This is a genomic window from Paraburkholderia sp. BR10936 (assembly GCF_040965735.1).
Lineage (GTDB): Bacteria > Pseudomonadota > Gammaproteobacteria > Burkholderiales > Burkholderiaceae > Paraburkholderia > Paraburkholderia nodosa_A.
The window spans coordinates 444,561-460,348 of sequence record NZ_JBFRCM010000003.1; the positions used below are offsets into that span (position 1 = coordinate 444,561).

14 protein-coding genes are annotated in these 15,788 nt (G+C 65.2%); 3 read left to right on the plus strand and 11 right to left on the minus strand.

Features of this window, described 5'->3' with window-relative positions:
* Positions 1-114 precede the first annotated feature (114 nt).
* Together fabI and AB4Y36_RS08555 are read left to right on the plus strand one after the other, a co-directional pair.
* The gene (gene fabI, locus AB4Y36_RS08550; RefSeq protein ID WP_368682742.1) at positions 115-894 is read left to right on the plus strand and encodes an enoyl-ACP reductase FabI; all 780 of its coding nucleotides are present in this window, start codon (positions 115-117) and stop codon (positions 892-894) included.
* A gap of 133 nt (positions 895-1,027) precedes the next feature.
* Entirely contained in the window at positions 1,028-2,038 is a 1,011-nt protein-coding gene (locus AB4Y36_RS08555) for a sulfate ABC transporter substrate-binding protein (RefSeq protein ID WP_069265142.1), read from the plus strand.
* 80 nt (positions 2,039-2,118) lie between these two features.
* Here the strand turns inward: AB4Y36_RS08555 and AB4Y36_RS08560 are convergent, their stop codons facing one another.
* The 6 genes from AB4Y36_RS08560 to argS all read right to left on the minus strand — a co-directional run bounded on the left by AB4Y36_RS08560 (position 2,119) and on the right by argS (position 8,825).
* Entirely contained in the window at positions 2,119-2,424 is a 306-nt protein-coding gene (locus tag AB4Y36_RS08560; protein WP_368682743.1) for a hypothetical protein, read from the minus strand.
* Positions 2,425-2,666: 242 nt separating this feature from the next.
* Positions 2,667-4,289 carry an ABC transporter substrate-binding protein gene (locus AB4Y36_RS08565; protein ID WP_368682744.1) on the minus strand — a complete coding sequence of 541 codons (1,623 nt, stop codon included), beginning with the start codon at positions 4,287-4,289 and terminating at the stop codon, positions 2,667-2,669.
* 178 nt (positions 4,290-4,467) lie between these two features.
* Entirely contained in the window at positions 4,468-5,244 is a 777-nt protein-coding gene (locus AB4Y36_RS08570) for an SDR family oxidoreductase (protein WP_342949571.1), read from the minus strand.
* 10 nt (positions 5,245-5,254) lie between these two features.
* Positions 5,255-5,908 carry a thiol:disulfide interchange protein DsbA/DsbL gene (locus AB4Y36_RS08575; protein WP_069265132.1) on the minus strand — a complete coding sequence of 218 codons (654 nt, stop codon included), beginning with the start codon at positions 5,906-5,908 and terminating at the stop codon, positions 5,255-5,257.
* Between the two features lie 207 nt (positions 5,909-6,115).
* Entirely contained in the window at positions 6,116-6,961 is an 846-nt protein-coding gene (locus tag AB4Y36_RS08580; protein ID WP_342949569.1) for an SPOR domain-containing protein, read from the minus strand.
* A 79-nt stretch (positions 6,962-7,040) separates the two neighbouring features.
* Positions 7,041-8,825, minus strand: a complete 1,785-nt coding sequence (gene argS / locus AB4Y36_RS08585) for an arginine--tRNA ligase (RefSeq protein ID WP_069265129.1) — start codon at positions 8,823-8,825, stop codon at positions 7,041-7,043.
* Between the two features lie 354 nt (positions 8,826-9,179).
* On the opposite strand from argS, the gene AB4Y36_RS08590 reads away from it, so the two are divergent.
* The gene (locus tag AB4Y36_RS08590) at positions 9,180-9,506 is read left to right on the plus strand and encodes a DUF1840 domain-containing protein (protein WP_069265127.1); all 327 of its coding nucleotides are present in this window, start codon (positions 9,180-9,182) and stop codon (positions 9,504-9,506) included.
* A 141-nt stretch (positions 9,507-9,647) separates the two neighbouring features.
* Here AB4Y36_RS08590 and AB4Y36_RS08595 read toward each other — a convergent pair whose 3' ends face one another.
* From AB4Y36_RS08595 to pcaD, 5 genes are all read right to left on the minus strand, one after another.
* Positions 9,648-9,851 (minus strand): acid-shock protein, encoded by a 204-nt coding sequence (locus tag AB4Y36_RS08595; protein ID WP_069265125.1) that lies wholly within the window; start codon positions 9,849-9,851, stop codon positions 9,648-9,650.
* A gap of 249 nt (positions 9,852-10,100) precedes the next feature.
* Complete coding sequence (metH, locus tag AB4Y36_RS08600) at positions 10,101-12,818, minus strand: methionine synthase (RefSeq protein ID WP_083245277.1); 2,718 nt, start codon at positions 12,816-12,818, stop codon at positions 10,101-10,103.
* Between the two features lie 61 nt (positions 12,819-12,879).
* Entirely contained in the window at positions 12,880-13,950 is a 1,071-nt protein-coding gene (locus AB4Y36_RS08605) for a homocysteine S-methyltransferase family protein (protein ID WP_368682745.1), read from the minus strand.
* Positions 13,951-14,153: 203 nt separating this feature from the next.
* Positions 14,154-14,411, minus strand: a complete 258-nt coding sequence (locus AB4Y36_RS08610) for a DUF3567 domain-containing protein (protein WP_028201771.1) — start codon at positions 14,409-14,411, stop codon at positions 14,154-14,156.
* A 174-nt stretch (positions 14,412-14,585) separates the two neighbouring features.
* Positions 14,586-15,374: a 3-oxoadipate enol-lactonase gene (gene pcaD, locus AB4Y36_RS08615; RefSeq protein WP_368682746.1), complete on the minus strand. Its 789-nt coding sequence runs from the start codon at positions 15,372-15,374 to the stop codon at positions 14,586-14,588.
* Positions 15,375-15,788 lie beyond the last annotated feature (414 nt).

The window sequence follows — 15,788 nt, forward strand, 5'->3', positions numbered from 1 at the left end:
CACGCGCCGCATCCCCACCGATGCGGCGCGTCGTTTTGAGCTCGACACACCGGCAGCCAGGTCGGCAACTGCATCCGCGGCCATCACCGGCCGTCTTCCACTGCGAGGTCAGCCATGCATAATCCATCCGAACGGCCGCTTGCCGGCATGCGCGCGCTCGTCACCGGCGTGGCGAACGCCGATTCGATCGCTTACGGCTGCGCCCGCGCGTTCGCCGATCTCGGTGCGCAACTCGCCGTCACCTATCTCAACGACAAGGCCAAGCCCTACGTCGAACCGCTCGCCAACGAACTGGGCGCGCAATTGCTGCTGCCATTGAACGTCGAGGAAGACGGCCAGCTCGACGCCGTGTTCGACGCCGTGCGCGAAACGTGGGGATCGCTCGACATCGTGCTGCACTCCATCGCCTATGCGCCGAAAGAGGATCTGCAAGGCGGCCTGCTCGATTCGTCGGCGAAGGGTTTCGCGTATGCGATGGACGTGTCGTGCCACTCGTTCATCCGCATGGCGAAGCGCGCCGTGCCGCTGATGCCGCACGGCGGCACGCTGTTCGCGATGAGCTACGACGGCGCGAACCGCGTCGTGCCCAGCTACAACCTGATGGGCCCGGTGAAGGCGGCGCTCGAAGCGTCGTGCCGTTATCTCGCGTACGAACTCGGGCCGATCGGCATCCGCGTGCACGCAATCTCGCCCGGGCCGCTCAAGACGCGCGCAGCCTCGGGGCTGCCCGACTTCGACCGCATGCTCGCCGAGGCCGTGGAGCGCGCGCCGCTCGGCGAACTCGTCGACATCATGGACGTGGGTTACGCCACCGCATATCTCGCCACGCGCTACGCCCGGCGCATGAGCGGCAACACCGTGTATATCGACGGCGGCGCGCACATCATGGCTTAGCACGAAAGCCGCAAAGCAAAGCTCGCATTGGTATAAGCCGTGCGCCCCGGCTCGCTAGAATCGGGCGTTCGGCCTGCTTACGAAAATCATGCAGGCAGGCCGAAACGCCTTTCAACGACAGACGGGGATCACCATGGCAGGTTTGGGACGCACGGCGCGCTGGCTCGGCGCGGGCATCATCGCATTGAGTGCAGCGGCTGCTCATGCCGAAACGTCGCTGCTGAACGTCTCGTACGACGTGACGCGCGAACTGTACAAGGACATCAACGCGAGCTTCATCGCCGACTATCAGAAGAAGACCGGCGAGACCCTGTCGATCAAGCAGTCGCACGGCGCGTCGAGCGCGCAGGCGCTCTCGGTGCTGCAAGGCCTGCAAGCCGACGTCGTGACGATGAACCAGCCCAACGACATCGACCTGCTCGCGCAGCAGGGGCATCTCGTGCCCGCCAACTGGCGCACGCGCTTGCCCGACGCGAGCGCGCCCTATACGACGACGATGGTGTTCCTCGTGCGCAAGGGCAACCCCAAGCACATCAAGGACTGGGACGATCTCGCCAAACCCGGCGTGCAGGTCGTGATCGCCAATCCGAAGACTTCAGGCAATGGACGCTACGCGTATCTGGCCGCATGGGGCTATCGCAAGCAGCAGGGCGCGAGCGACGCCCAGGCGCTCGACTTCGAGCGCGCACTGCTGAAGAACGTGCCGGTGCTGGACGCGGGCGGCCGGGGCGCGACGACGACCTTCACGCAGCGCGGCATCGGCGACGTGCTCGTGACCTTTGAAAACGAAGTGGCGCTCATCGATACGGGTGTGGGTGCGAAAGACTTCGAAGCGGTCTATCCCTCGGTGAGTCTGCTGGCGGAGCCGCCGGTGACGATCGTCGACAAGGTGGTGGACAAGCGCGGCACGCGCAAGAGCGCACAGGCGTATCTCGACTATCTGTATTCGCCCGCCGCGCAGGAGATCATCGCGCAGCATCATCTGCGTCCGCGCGATGCCGCAGTGCTCGCGAAGCACGCAAGCGAGTTCAAGCCGATCAAGACCTTCACGGTCGAGCAGGTGTTCGGCAGCTGGCAAAACGCGCAGGCGACGCATTTCGCCGATGGCGGCACGTTCGATCAGATCGTCGCGGACCGTAAGTGATCGGGGCGTCACGCAACGATAGTGCGTAAAACAAAAGCGCCTCGCAGTTTGCGAGGCGCTTTGCATTTCGGGCTGCGGCTTTAGTACCAGCCGCGACGGCCATGCCATTCGTTGCGGCCGTACCAGCGGCGGCCGTCCCAGTAGCGGTCGCCGTGCCAGCCGATCACGACAGCCGGCGCGTAGGCCACGCGCACGGGCGGCGCGACGTAGACGGGACGCGGCGCGACATAAACGGGCTGCGGCGCGACATACACCGGTGCGGGTGCAACATAAACCGGTGCGGGCACGCCGACGTTCAGGCCGACCATCACACCGGCCATGGCGGTTTGCGAGGCGGCCAGGACGAGCGCTCCAGCACCCAGCGCGGCAAAGAGTTTGGTTTTCATTTTGAGCCCCTTCGGTTGAAGATTCGATGGCTTCAATGTAGCCGGGCGCTCGCCGGCTTGAGTTACCAAACTGCAACAAACTGCGCGCGAATCTTACCGGCGGTAATGGGAGGAAAGGGCGCTCGCCCGCCTGTGGCGCGCTTCCCGCATGTCTGGCGCAAGCGGGCGTGTTTCAATTCGTGATCGTCAGGGCAGCTCTGTAATGGCGCGCCGGGCGCGAACGCCCGGCGCGGCGAGAGCCGTCACTGCACCGCGACGCTCGCGAAGTTCTGGCGTCCGAACGGGCTCACCTGATAGCCGCTCACGTTCGTGCGCGTGATGGCGGAGGCGGTCGGGTAGCCAAGCGGAATCCACAGCGCCTGGTCGCGGATGATCTGCTGGGCGGCTTCATACAGCTTCACGCGCTTGGCCTGGTCGGCGGTGGCCTTGCCTTCGGCGATCAGCTTGTCGAGCTGCGGATCGCAAAAGCGCGCGAAGTTGATGCCCGACTGCACCGCATTGCAGCTAAAGAGCGGCGAGAGATAGTTGTCGGGGTCGCCGTTGTCGCCGGCCCAGCCCATGAAGAGCGTGTCGTGCTGGCCTTGCTTCGCCTGCTTGATCAGCTCGCCCCACTCGATCACCTTGATCTCGGCCTTCACGCCGATCTTCGCGAAGTCGGCCTGCAACAGCTCCGCGCCCGCGCGCGGGTTCGGGTTCAGCACGCTGCCGTTCGGACGCACCCAGATCGTCGTCGCGAAGCCGTTGGGGAAGCCCGCGTCGGCGAGCAGCTGCTTCGCCTTCGCCGGGTCATACGGATACGGCTGGATCGACCGGTCGTAGCCCCAGGTGATGGGCGGCCAGGGGTTGGTCGCGGGCGTGGCGGTGTTGTCGAAAATCGCCTTCAGGTACGTCGTGCGGTCGAACGCCATGTTCAGCGCCTGGCGCACCTTCTGGTTGTCGAGCGGCTTCTTCTGCGTGTTGAGCGCGACGAACGCCGTCATGAACGCTGGCGTCTCCACCACCTTGAGCGACTTGTCGTCCTTCGCCGCGGCCACGTCCTGGGGCTTGGGCGAGAGCGCGATCTGGCATTCGCCGGCCTTCACCTTCTGCGCGCGCACGGCGGCGTCGGGCGTGATCGCGTAGATCAGGCGGTCCACCTTCGGTTTCGGCCCCCAGTAGGTCGGGTTCACGTCGTAGCGGATCACCGCGTCCTTCGTGTAGCTCTTGAGCACGAACGGGCCCGTGCCCACCGGCTTCGCGTTGAGGTCGACCTGCTTGCCGACCTTGAGCAACTGGTCGGCGTACTCGGCGGAATAGATCGACGCGAAGCCCATCGTGAGGATCGAGAGGAACGTTGCATTCGGCTCGTTGAGCTCGAACTTGACCGTGTTCGCGTCGACCTTCGTGACCGCCTTCACGAGCTTCACGAGGCCCATCGACTGCGCGTGCGGGAAGCCGCTCGCGCCGGCCACCTTGTGCCACGGGTTGTTGGCGTCGAGCATGCGGTCGAACGTGAAGAGCACGTCGTCGGCGTCGAGCGTACGCGTGGGCTTGAACCACTCGGTCGTCTGGAACGCCACGTCGGGCCGCAGATGGAACGTGTAGGTCAGGCCGTCGGCGCTCACTTCCCACTTGTCCGCGAGTGCGGGCACGACCTTCTTCTGCGCTTCGTCATAGGCCACGAGCGAATTGAAGATGACGTCGGCGGACGCGTTGGTCGTGACGAGCGAGTTGAACTGCACGACGTCGAAGCCGTCGGGGCTCGACTCGGTGCAGACCGTCAGCGGTTTGGCGAGCGCGGGCGTGGCCGCGAACGCGGCGCCAAGCGCGGTCGCGAGCACGAGAGCAGGCGCAAGCGTGCGCGCGGAGGGCGAGGTGAAGCGCATGGGATCTCCGTGGTTCTTCGGTGGCGGGCGGCGCCCCGTTTTGTTCGATTCAGGAGAGGCGAGAAGGCTCGGAAGGGCGCCCGGACGAGCCAAGCTTATCGAAGGGAAATTGCCGAGACAACAATTTAATCCACATACCCATATGGCATGGAGGCGCCGTGCGGCAAGTCGAAGCGGCTTAGTGGCTCGCCGCGCGCGGCTTGCGCGGCGCCTTTTCGAACACGCGGTCGTAGACCCAGCGGGGCAGCGCGCGCAGCAGCGTGGCGGCCACGCGCATCGGCCAGGGGAACACCGCGAACGACGTGCCGCGCGCGATCGCTTGCGCGGCCTTCGCGGCGAACTGGTCCGCGTCCATCAGGAAGGGCATGCGGTAGGGGTTCTTCGCCGTCATCGGCGTGCGGATGTAGCCGGGCGCGATGGTGACGACGGGCACGCCGAACGGACGCATTTCCACGCGCAGCGCTTCGAGATAGGCGAGCGCCGCGGCCTTCGAGGCGCTGTAGGCGCCCGAGCCCGGCAGCCCGCGCACGCCGGCCACGCTCGCGATGCCCACGAGCGTGCCGCGTCTTGCCTTCGCCATGGCCGACGCGAACGGCTCGAAGGTGGCGACCATGCCGAAGTAGTTGGTGTCCATCACGTCGCGGAACGTGGCGAGATCGCCTTCGCCCGTCAGCACGCCGCGGCTCACGCCCGCATTGGCGATCACGATGTCGGGCATGCCGTGCTGGGCGATGAAGTCGCGCGCGGCGGCAGCGAGCGCATCGGCGTCGCGCACGTCGGCGGGATAGATGGAGATGGGGTGATCGGGGTGGGACTGCCGGAAGCCGGCAAGGGCCTCGCCGCGGCGCGCGACGAGCCCGAGGACGGCGCCCTGCCGCGCGTACACGGCGGCGAGCGCGGCGCCAATGCCGCTCGACGCGCCGGTGATGAAGACCTTCAGTGGCGCGTCTTGCATGGCGCTAACCTCACATCTTCTTCGCGCGGATCTGCGAGATGATGAAGTCCATCACCTGGGCCGTGCCCGGCAGCGCCTTGTCTTCCGGACCCTGGACCATGGCCGGGCCGGTTTCGTATTTGCCCTGGATGGCGATGGTCGGCACGCCGTCGATCTTGTAGGCGTCGAGCAGGGCCTTGTCGCGCTGCAGCGCGCTCTGCGTCGAGAACGAGTTGTACGCTTCCATGTACTTCTTCGCATCCACGCCTTGCGTCGCGAGGAACTTCGCCTGCTCTTCCGGCGTGAGCAGGTAGTTCTTGTTCACGTGGATTTCGTGGAACACGACCGGCGTGAGCTTCTGGGCGAGACCGAGCGCGTCGAGCGCGTAGTACATCTTCGAGTGCGGGATGAAGTCGTCACGGAATGCCACCGGCACGCGCTTGAACACGACGTCCGGGCCCTGCTTCTTGATCCACGCTTCGAGATACGGGTCGAACGCGTTGCAGTGCGGGCAGCCGTACCAGAAGAACTCGATCACTTCGATCTTGCCCGCGGGCACGTCGAGCGCCTGGGGTGCCTTCAGGACCGTGTAGTCCTTGCCGGCCACGGGTGCCGCGGCCGAGGCGTGGGCCACGCCGGCGATCAGCGAAAGCGAGAGAAAAAGCGTACCGAGAAGTCGTTTCATGGCGTAGGAATCCACTGTTCTTGGACCGGCGGCGGCCGGTTGTCTGCCGCAGGACGCCGTTGGCGCGAACCAGACGCATGCGGGTGCTGCGCGGGTGTTGCTTGTTGACGGACTTCGCGCCGCGCACCGTGGCCGGGCCTCACGCGAATGCCGCTGAATGGCTGCGGCTTCGGTGGGCGGGCGCGCGGTGCGCGGCGCGGACGGCGATTACTGCTTCGTGAAGCGGATGACGGCCGTATCGATACCGGCGTCGGACAGGCGCTGACGCGTCGAGTTCATGTCGTCGAACTTCGTGAACGGACCGATGCGCACGCGATAGTACGTCACACCGCCGGCGTCGCGCTGCGTGACCTTCGACTCGAACCCCTGGAACGCGAGGCGCGCACGCTGCTGCTCGGCGTCGCCCGACGTCTTGTACGCGCCCACCTGCAGGAAGTAGCCGGTGTTGGCGTCGCCCGGTGCGGGCGCGGCGCTGCCGGGCTTGGCGCCCGGGGGCGTGGGCACCGCGTTGGCGGGCTTCTGCGGCGGGTTGTTCGCGAGGATCTGCGCCGGGTTGCTCGTCGAGTTGCTGGCCGACTGCGGCTTCTTCGCGATCGCCGTGCCGCTCGTGACGTTTTCACCCGTCGACGGTTGCGGCGCGACGGCCACGCCGTTGTTATTGGCGGCGTTGCTGTTCGAACCCGAGGGCGGCACTTCCACGATCTGCGGCTCTTCGAGCATGCCCGAGGACTGCGACTGGTTCGTGGTCTGCCCCGGCGCCGTGTTGGGCGGCGTGCTTTGCGCGGCCTGCGGCACCGGCTGGCCCGGCGACTTGCCCTGCAGCGCGCGGTTCGGGTCGACCTGCTCGTTGTTCTGGCCGACGTCGGAAGCGGCCGGCGGCGCGACCTTCGAGACGAACGGCGTGGGCGCGCGCGTGATGTAGAGCGCCACCACCACCGCGATCGCAAGGCCGACGATCAGGCCCAGCACGATGCCGAGAAAGGTTCCCCCGGACTGCTTCGACTGCTGTTTTGTAGTGCGGCGCGGTTTTGCCATCGTCTGAATCACCTGCAAACAAGAGAATCCTGGAATGGCCGTCCGCGCGAGGCGGCGGCCCCAAACAAGCTGCTGCGCGCGGGTCTCGCGCGTCTCGTTACATGCGCTCCGGCGCGGACACGCCGATCACGGCCAGGCCGTTCGCGAGCACCCGGCGCGTGGCCGCGAGCAGGGCGACGCGGGCGTCGCGTTCGGCGGCGTCATCGACGAGAACGCGTTCGGCATTGTAGAACGAGTGAAACTCAGCGGCGAGTTCGCGCAGGTAGAACGCCACCGCGTGCGGCGCGAGTTCGCTGGCGGCATGCGTGAGCATGTCGGGGAATTCGCCGAGTTTCGCGATGAGCGCGAGCGCGCGCTCGCTGGCAAGCGGCGCGAGATCGACCTTGGGCAGCGCGGCCGGATCGCCGCCGAACTTGCCCTGCCAGTCGCCGAGAATCGACGAGATGCGCGCATGCGCGTACTGCACGTAGTACACCGGGTTTTCGTCGTTTTCCTTCAGCGCGAGGTCGATGTCGAACACGAATTCGGTGTCGGCCTTGCGCGAGATGAGGAAAAAGCGCACGGCGTCGCGGCCGCGGCGGATGGTCGCCTCGTCGAGCAGGTCGGGCGAGACTTCGCTGCCCGGGTTCGCGCCGCCCGACCATTCGATCAGGTCGCGCACCGTCACGTAGCTGCCCGCGCGCTTGGAGATCTTCACCTCCTGGCCGTCGCGCATCACCGTGACCATCTTGTGCAGCACGTAGTCGGGATAGCCCTTCGGAATGCCGATGCCGAGCGCCTGCAGTCCCGCGCGCACGCGCGCGATGGTGCCGTGGTGATCGGAGCCCTGGATGTTGATGACCTTCGTGAAGCCGCGCTCCCACTTGGTGACGTGGTAGGCCACATCGGGCAGGAAGTAGGTGTAGGTGCCGTCGGACTTGCGCATCACGCGGTCCTTGTCGTCGCCGTAGTCGGTGGTCTTGAGCCACAGCGCGCCTTCCTGCTCGTAGGTCTGGCCCGAAGCGACCAGCGCCTCGACGGTCTTCTCGACGCGGCCTTCCGTGTACAGCGACGACTCGAGGTAGTAGCGGTCGAACTTCACGCCGAACGCCTGCAGGTCGAGATCCTGCTCGTGGCGCAGATAGGCGACGGCAAAGCGGCGGATCGCTTCGAGGTTCTCCGGGTCCTTCTCGCCCGTGACGGGCTCGCCGTCCTTGGCCGCGACCGTTTCGCCCGCGAGGTAGTCGCGCGCGATGTCGGCGATGTATTCGCCGTTGTAGGCCGCCTCGGGCCATTCTGCGTCGCCGGGCTTGAAGCCGCGCGCGCGCGCCTGGGTGGAGACGGCGAGGTTGCCGATCTGCACGCCCGCGTCGTTGTAGTAGAACTCGCGGTGCACGTCATAGCCCTGCGAGGCGAGCACGTTCGAGATGGCGTCGCCGAGCGCGGCCTGGCGGCCGTGGCCCACGTGCAGCGGGCCCGTGGGGTTGGCGGAAACGAACTCGACGAGTACGCGTTTGCCGGCTTCGCGCTGCGAGCGGCCGAATGCCTCGCCCTGCTCGAACACGGCGCCGATCACGGCGCGCTTCGCGTTGGCGGTGAGACGCAGGTTGATGAAGCCGGGGCCGGCCACTTCGGCCGCCTCGACGAGGCCGGCGGCCTCGGGCTGGGCGAGCACGGCGTCGACAATCTGCTGGGCGAGCTGGCGCGGATTCGCGCGCATGGGCTTGGCGAGCTGCATCGCGACGTTGCAGGCGACGTCGCCGTGGGCGGCGACCTTGGGACGCTCGAGCGTGATCACGGGCACGACGAATGCGCCTTCGCTCGCGCCTTCGGTGGCCTTCGCCACCTGGGCTACGGCTTGCGCGAGCAGGGTCTCCAGGGTGTGTTTCTGTGCGGGCAGCATGCTGGTTGCAAGTCCTGTGCGGGTAATGGGATGCGGGGCCGGGGCGTCCAGGGGCATGCATGGCCTCTGGCTTTCCGGCGCTGACCGCCTGATACGGGTGAGGGCGCGCCAGCCTCGCGGTGGCCCGATTGCCATGCGCCAATGCGCGGCGGGCCTCGTTGCGGCAGGCGGCGTGGCGGCGTACCTGACGCCAGAACGTCCGGGCGCCGCGCCCTGCGGGTAATTCCGTCCTGACGGATTTTAGCAGGTGCTAATATGTGAAATGAGGTAGCGCGACATGGGTCGCCTTGGCCCGTCTGGCTTCGCAGGCCGGAACGTCACGCGCAGATCCAAAAAATCATAAAGGGAACAGACATGCTGGTTACTTTTAAATGTCACGCGGCGCCCGACGTCACGATGCTGGAGAACCTCGCACAGTACCTTCTCGGCATCATCGGCAAGCGGCTCGGCCCGCGCGGCGTGATCACCCACGACGAACTCGATACCGCCATCACCAAGCTCGAAGCAGCCATCGCCACTGACAAGAAAGAGCGCCACGAGCAGGAAGGCCACTTTCACGAAGGCGAGGATGACCACGTGCATCACGAACTGCCGGTCGGCCTCGCGCAACGCGCCTTTCCGTTCCTCGATATGCTGCGCGCCGCGAAGAAGGAAGACAACGACGTTTTGTGGGGCATTTGAGGTCCGTGCTTGACGTCCTTGCGTGACATGACTGGGGGCGAGCGCGCCATTGCGCCTGATTGACCCGCCCAATTCAACGTTCCAAAAGCAAAGAGCCCGCAATCTCGCGGGCTCTTTGCTTATGTTCACCTTCGGCTCACCTTACTGGCTGGCGGCCGCCGGTTCGGCAGCAGAAGCCTCCGACTTCATCATTTTCTTTTTCTTCGGCTTCTTCACGTGCTTTTCGGTGGGCGCCGAATACGACGTCGCCGGGCTCGCCTGCTCCGGCGCGGCCGGCTGGGCGAACGACGGCTGCGCAAGCGCCGCGACGCCGAAGGCAGTCAACATCAACATCAGCTTCTTCATACGATTTCTCCGTCGAGGTTGCTTCGATTTTGCGTTTTAAGGATTTGCTGATGAGCGAGCCGGCGCGGCCTTGCCGCATGTGGCCGGGTGTCATGCAGGTGATACCGGGTCTTGCCGGGCCATCTTACAAAGCCGAAAAATCGCGCGCGCGTAATCTTCACCTTGCCGGATGGCGTATGTCGGGCGGCGACAACAGGGGGTAGCGCAACGGGGGAAAAGCGCGCCGCGCGGGGCGGCGCGCCGTGCGGCCTAGAGTTGCGGCGCGAGCGCGCGGCGGGCGTCCTGGTCGGAGAGCGACATACGCTTTGCATAGTCGGCGAGCTGGTCCTGGCCGATCTTGCCCACCGAGAAATACGTGCTGTCCGGGTGCGCGAGATAGAAGCCCGAAACGCTCGCGGCCGGCAGCATGGCGAGCGATTCCGTCACGCTCATGCCAATCTCGCCCGCCTGCAGGAAGTCGAACATGTCGCGCTTCACGAGGTGATCCGGGCAGGCCGGGTAGCCGGGCGCCGGGCGAATGCCCGCGTACTTTTCGGCGATCAGGGCGTCGTTGTCGAGCGTTTCGCTCGCCGCATAGCCCCACAGGTCGCGGCGCACGCGTGCGTGCAGCGCTTCGGCGAACGCTTCCGCGAAGCGGTCCGCGAGCGCCTTGAGCATGATCGCGCTGTAGTCGTCGTGGTCCTTCTCGAACTGCGCTTCCTTCACGTCCACGCCAATGCCCGCCGTCACCGCGAACATGCCGATGTAGTCCGCCACGCCCGAGTCCTTCGGCGCGATGAAGTCGGCAAGCGACCGGTTCGGCCGCATCACGCCGTCCACCACCGGGCGCACCGACTGCTGGCGCAGGTTGCGCCACGTGAGCGCGACTTCGCTGCGCGACTCGTCGGTGTAGATCTCGATGTCGTCGTCGTTCACCGTGTTCGCGGGCAACAGCGCGATCACGCCGTTGGCCTGCAGCCAGCGGCCCTGAATCAGGCGCGAAAGCATCGACTTCGCGTCGGAAAACACACGGCGTGCCGACTCGCCCACGATCTCGTCGTTGAGGATCTGCGGATAGGGGCCGGCGAGATCCCACGTCTGGAAGAACGGACCCCAGTCGATGTAATTCGCGAGTTCGTTCAGGTCGAAATTCTTGAACACGCGGCGGCCGATGAACTTCGGCTTCACGGGCTGGAAGTTCGCCCAGTCGATCTTCGTCTTGTTCGCGCGCGCTTCTTCGAGCGTCACGAGCGGCGTCGCCTTCCGGTTGGCGTGCTGGTCGCGAATGCGCTCGTAGTCGGCCTTGAGCTCGTCGAGGTACTTCGCCGCGCCTTCGTCCGACAGCAGGCTCGACGCCACCGAAACCGAACGCGACGCGTCCGGCACGTACACAACCGGACCTTCGTAGTGCGGCGCGATCTTCACGGCCGTATGCACGCGCGAGGTGGTCGCGCCACCAATGAGCAGCGGAATCTTCTTGATGCGGAAGTAGTCGTCGCGCTGCATTTCGCTCGCAACGTAAGCCATTTCCTCGAGCGACGGCGTAATGAGCCCCGAGAGGCCGACGATATCCGCGCCTTCGACCTTGGCCTTCGCGAGGATCTCGTTGCACGGGACCATCACGCCCATGTTGACCACTTCGAAGTTATTGCACTGGAGCACCACTGACACGATGTTCTTGCCGATGTCGTGCACGTCGCCCTTCACGGTCGCGATGACGATCTTGCCCTTCGCGCGCACGTCGGCGCCCGACTCGGCGAGCAGGCGCTTTTCTTCCTCGATGAACGGAATGAGGTGGGCCACGGCCTGCTTCATCACGCGCGCCGACTTCACGACCTGCGGCAGGAACATCTTGCCCTGGCCGAACAGGTCGCCGACGATGTTCATGCCGTCCATGAGCGGGCCTTCGATCACGTTGATCGGGCGGCCGCCGCCGCCCATGATCTTCTCGCGCGCTTCTTCGGTGTCCTCGACAATGAAGTTCGTGATGCCGTGCACGAGTGCGTGCGCAAGACGCTTTTCGACCGCCTGGTTGCGCCACTCGAGGTTCTCTTCCTTCTTCGCGGCGCCGGTCTTGAACTTGTCGGCGATCTCGAGCAGACGGTCGGTGCCGTCGGCGCGGCGGTTGAGCACCACGTCTTCCACGCGCTCGCGCAGCTCGGCGTCGAGGTCGGCGTACACGCCGAGCTGGCCCGCGTTCACGATGCCCATGTCCATGCCGGCCTGAATGGCGTGGTAGAGGAACACGGTGTGGATCGCTTCGCGCACGGGGTCGTTGCCGCGGAACGAGAACGACACGTTCGACACGCCGCCGCTGATCTTCGCGTAGGGCAGGTTCTGCTTGATCCAGCGCGTGGCTTCGATGAAGTCCACCGCGTAGTTGTTGTGCTCCTCGATGCCCGTGGCCACCGCGAAGATGTTCGGGTCGAAGATGATGTCCTCGGGCGGGAAGCCCACTTCGTTCACGAGGATGTCGTAGGAGCGCTTGCAGATCTCGGTCTTGCGCGCGAATGTATCGGCCTGGCCCTGCTCGTCGAACGCCATCACCACGCTCGCCGCGCCATAGCGGCGAATCAGCTTCGCGTGATGCACGAACTGCTCCTTGCCTTCCTTGAGCGAGATCGAGTTGACGATGGCCTTGCCCTGCACGCATTGCAGGCCCGCCTCGATCACATCCCACTTCGACGAGTCGATCATGATCGGCACGCGCGCAATGTCGGGCTCGGAGGCAATGAGGTTCATGAAGCGCACCATGGCCGCCTTCGAGTCGAGCATGGCTTCGTCCATGTTGACGTCGATGACCTGTGCGCCGTTTTCGACCTGCTGGCGCGCAACCGCGAGCGCCTCGTCGAACTGGCCGTTGAGAATCATCCGCGCGAAAGCCTTCGAGCCGGTCACGTTGGTGCGCTCGCCCACGTTGATGAACAGCGTGCCTTCGGTCACGTTGAAGGGTTCGAGGCCGGAAAGGCGCAGGGTATGGTCAGTCATGGCGTGGGACCGGATCGTAGGGTGTGGGGGCGGGACTCGGAAGCAGCGGTCGAAATTGCCTTCAGGCGGCGTCGCGATACTGGCCGGGCCAGCGGCGCGGCTTGACCTCGGCGAGCGCTTTGGCAATGGCCGCGATGTGCTCGGGCGTCGTGCCGCAGCAGCCGCCCGCCACGTTCACGAGACCGGCGCTCGCGAATTCCTTGAGCAGTGCCGAGGTATCGGCGGGCGTTTCGTCGAAGCCCGTGTCGCTCATCGGGTTGGGCAGGCCCGCGTTCGGATAGCACGAGACGTAGGTGTCGCAGAGCTTCGCAAGCTCGGCGATGTACGGGCGCATGAGCGCCGCGCCCAGCGCGCAGTTCAGGCCGAACGTGAGCGGTCTCGCGTGTCGCAGCGAATTCCAGAACGCTTCGACGGTCTGGCCCGAGAGAATGCGGCCCGAGGCATCGGTGACGGTGCCCGAGATCATGATCGGCAGATTCTCGCCCGTGTCTTCGAAAAGCTGGTCGAGCGCGAACAGCGCGGCCTTGGCGTTGAGCGTGTCGAAGATCGTCTCGACGAGGAAGAGGTCGCAGCCGCCGTCCATGAGCGCCTTCGCCTGCTCGTAGTACGCATTGCGCAGTTCTTCGAACGTGACGTTGCGCGCGCCCGGATCGTTCACGTCGGGCGAGATGCTTGCCGTTTTCGGCGTCGGCCCAATCGCGCCCGCGGCGAAGCGCGGCTTGTCCGGCGTCGAATACTTTGCGCACGCGGCGCGCGCGAGCTTCGCCGACTCGACGTTCATCTCGATGGCGAGATCGCCCATGCCGTAGTCGTCCTGGGCCACCGTGGTCGCGCCGAACGTGTTGGTCTCGATGATGTCCGCGCCCGCCGCGAGATACTGCTCGTGAATCTCGCTGATGATCTGCGGCTGCGTGAGCGAGAGCAGTTCATTGTTGCCCTTGATATCGCGCGGGTAGTCCTTGAAGCGTTCGCCGCGATAGGCGGCTTCGTCGAGCTTGTAGCGCTGGATCATCGTGCCCATCGCGCCGTCGAGGATCACGATACGCGAGGCGAGCAGCGCGGGAAGCGCTGCGCCGCGCGTGTATTTGGCGTCCCCGGCGGGGCGCGGGGCAAGGGCTGCGGGCTGGTTCATGGATCGCGGGCGGGCGTGGTGCCGGTTGAACTGGGAAACCCCACATTGTAGCCGCTGCGGCAACGCGCCGCTGCGGGCGGCGTCGCGCGCAGGCAACCGCTGTGGCTCGCGCCGGACGGCCAAAAGAAAACCCCGGCCGGGCAAGCCGGACGGGGTTTCGTGTGAAGGACGCTGCGCGTTGAGTGCCGCGGGGTGCGCTAGCGTCAGTGAAGCACGACGGGTTGCTGCATGAGGCTGTCGAACTGTCCGAGGAATTCGTCGACTTCGTCGAGCGACTGGTCTTCGTCCATCAGCTTTTGCACGTCTTCGCGAAAACGTGCCGCCATCACGCCGTCGATGAAGATCTCGCGGCGCGCGTTCTTGTCGACGATCTCGTAGCCTCCTGCGCGCATCGCGCTGTGGCCGTCCTGCGGTGGGAACTCGACGACGCAATAGTTGGGACTGTTGTAGATCATTTGCATGGCGACACTCCTTTTTCCTGTGCTCCCTGACCTTCTCGGTCAATACATGGAGCGTTCGTTCTGGAATTCAAGGGGTGGGTCCCGCATCACCTCTTATGTGGACTGCTCTCCCTTTTTACTTCACTTCTCAACTGCGTCTGCTGCCACTGCCATGATGCTTTTACTTCGAACTGCTTAGACCAACTGTTTGAGAAACGTTTCTAGCAAAGCGGTGAAACGGTGCGACTCCTCTACCGGGGCCAGATGTGCGGCATCGAGCACCACGAAATGCGACCCTTCTATCGCGCGTGCAAGGGCCTGCGTCATGGCCACCGGCGTGCCGCTGTCGTGGCGGCCCGCGACTGCGAGCGTCGGCACGCGCAGTTGCGCGAGCCTCTTTTGCACGTCGAAATCGCGTAGCGCCTCGCAGGCCATCGCATAACCTTCTGAAGGGGTCCGTAATAAAACGTCACAAATGCGCTCGACAGTCGGCGCATGCGCATGCCGGAAGTCGGCGGTGAACCACCGTGCCATCGTTGCGTCGACGAGCGCCCCGAGGCCTTCGCTGCGTACTGTGGCGGCGCGCTCGTTCCATGTTTCGCGCGCTTGTGGCGGCGTATGACTCGCCGTGTCGCAAAGCGTGAGCGTCGTCACGCGTTCCGGGAAATCGAGCGCAAACTGCTGCGCGATCATGCCGCCCATCGACATGCCCACGAGATGCGCATGCTCGATGCCAGTGGCGTCGAAAAGCGCATCGAGGTCGGCGGCGAGTTCTGTGAAGCCGAAAGGCTCGCTCGCGACGGCGCTCGCGCCGTGGCCGCGCACGTCATAGCGCAGTACGCTGTGGCGGTGGCGGAAATGTCCGGCGAGCGTGTCCCACACGCCAAGGTCGCCGCCCAGTTGGTGAATGAACGCCAGCGCGGGCCCACCGCTCCTGTCGTCGAAGACATAGTGCGTATCGATGCCATTGACAGTCACTTGCATGGGTTCCTCCTTCGCCTTCCAGGCTGGGAGTCAAGCCGTTTGCGAGGTACTGCATGCACGCGATGCTGGTGGAGCAATCCGCGCGCCTGGCGCGCGCAGACGATGCGCGATGCGATGTTCGTTAGCTTGTGTGTCGCGTCCCTGTTTGCTGCGCTGTTTATTGTGTCGTGCCGATTTTGTCCGTCTTGTGCAGCGGTGTATCGGTTTGTTCGTGCTGGTCCGTTTGTCGGTCCGTTCACTGGTCCGTTGTTTGCGCGCGGCGTCGTGCTGCCGTGTTTCGTCTGCTTGTTCTTTGGCCCTTCGTGATGCGCGCGATGCCTTGCGATCCTTGACGCATGGCTCGATTCCAGTATGCGCTATTTCGCGAATTTGTGTTGTGAAGCGGGCCGTCCGGATCGAGTGGTGCGTGCGCTT

Bases quoted from the DNA above. Each gene is read 5' to 3' on its own strand.
- fabI (WP_368682742.1), top strand. From the start codon at position 115: ATGCATAATCCATCCGAACGGCCGCTTGCCGGCATGCGCGCGCTCGTC.
- AB4Y36_RS08555 (WP_069265142.1), top strand. From the start codon at position 1,028: ATGGCAGGTTTGGGACGCACGGCGCGCTGGCTCGGCGCGGGCATCATC.
- AB4Y36_RS08560 (WP_368682743.1), bottom strand. From the start codon at position 2,424: ATGAAAACCAAACTCTTTGCCGCGCTGGGTGCTGGAGCGCTCGTCCTG.
- AB4Y36_RS08565 (WP_368682744.1), bottom strand. From the start codon at position 4,289: ATGCGCTTCACCTCGCCCTCCGCGCGCACGCTTGCGCCTGCTCTCGTG.
- AB4Y36_RS08570 (WP_342949571.1), bottom strand. From the start codon at position 5,244: ATGCAAGACGCGCCACTGAAGGTCTTCATCACCGGCGCGTCGAGCGGC.
- AB4Y36_RS08575 (WP_069265132.1), bottom strand. From the start codon at position 5,908: ATGAAACGACTTCTCGGTACGCTTTTTCTCTCGCTTTCGCTGATCGCC.
- argS (WP_069265129.1), bottom strand. From the start codon at position 8,825: ATGCTGCCCGCACAGAAACACACCCTGGAGACCCTGCTCGCGCAAGCC.
- AB4Y36_RS08590 (WP_069265127.1), top strand. From the start codon at position 9,180: ATGCTGGTTACTTTTAAATGTCACGCGGCGCCCGACGTCACGATGCTG.
- AB4Y36_RS08595 (WP_069265125.1), bottom strand. From the start codon at position 9,851: ATGAAGAAGCTGATGTTGATGTTGACTGCCTTCGGCGTCGCGGCGCTT.
- metH (WP_083245277.1), bottom strand. From the start codon at position 12,818: ATGACTGACCATACCCTGCGCCTTTCCGGCCTCGAACCCTTCAACGTG.
- AB4Y36_RS08605 (WP_368682745.1), bottom strand. From the start codon at position 13,950: ATGAACCAGCCCGCAGCCCTTGCCCCGCGCCCCGCCGGGGACGCCAAA.
- AB4Y36_RS08610 (WP_028201771.1), bottom strand. From the start codon at position 14,411: ATGCAAATGATCTACAACAGTCCCAACTATTGCGTCGTCGAGTTCCCA.
- pcaD (WP_368682746.1), bottom strand. From the start codon at position 15,374: ATGCAAGTGACTGTCAATGGCATCGATACGCACTATGTCTTCGACGAC.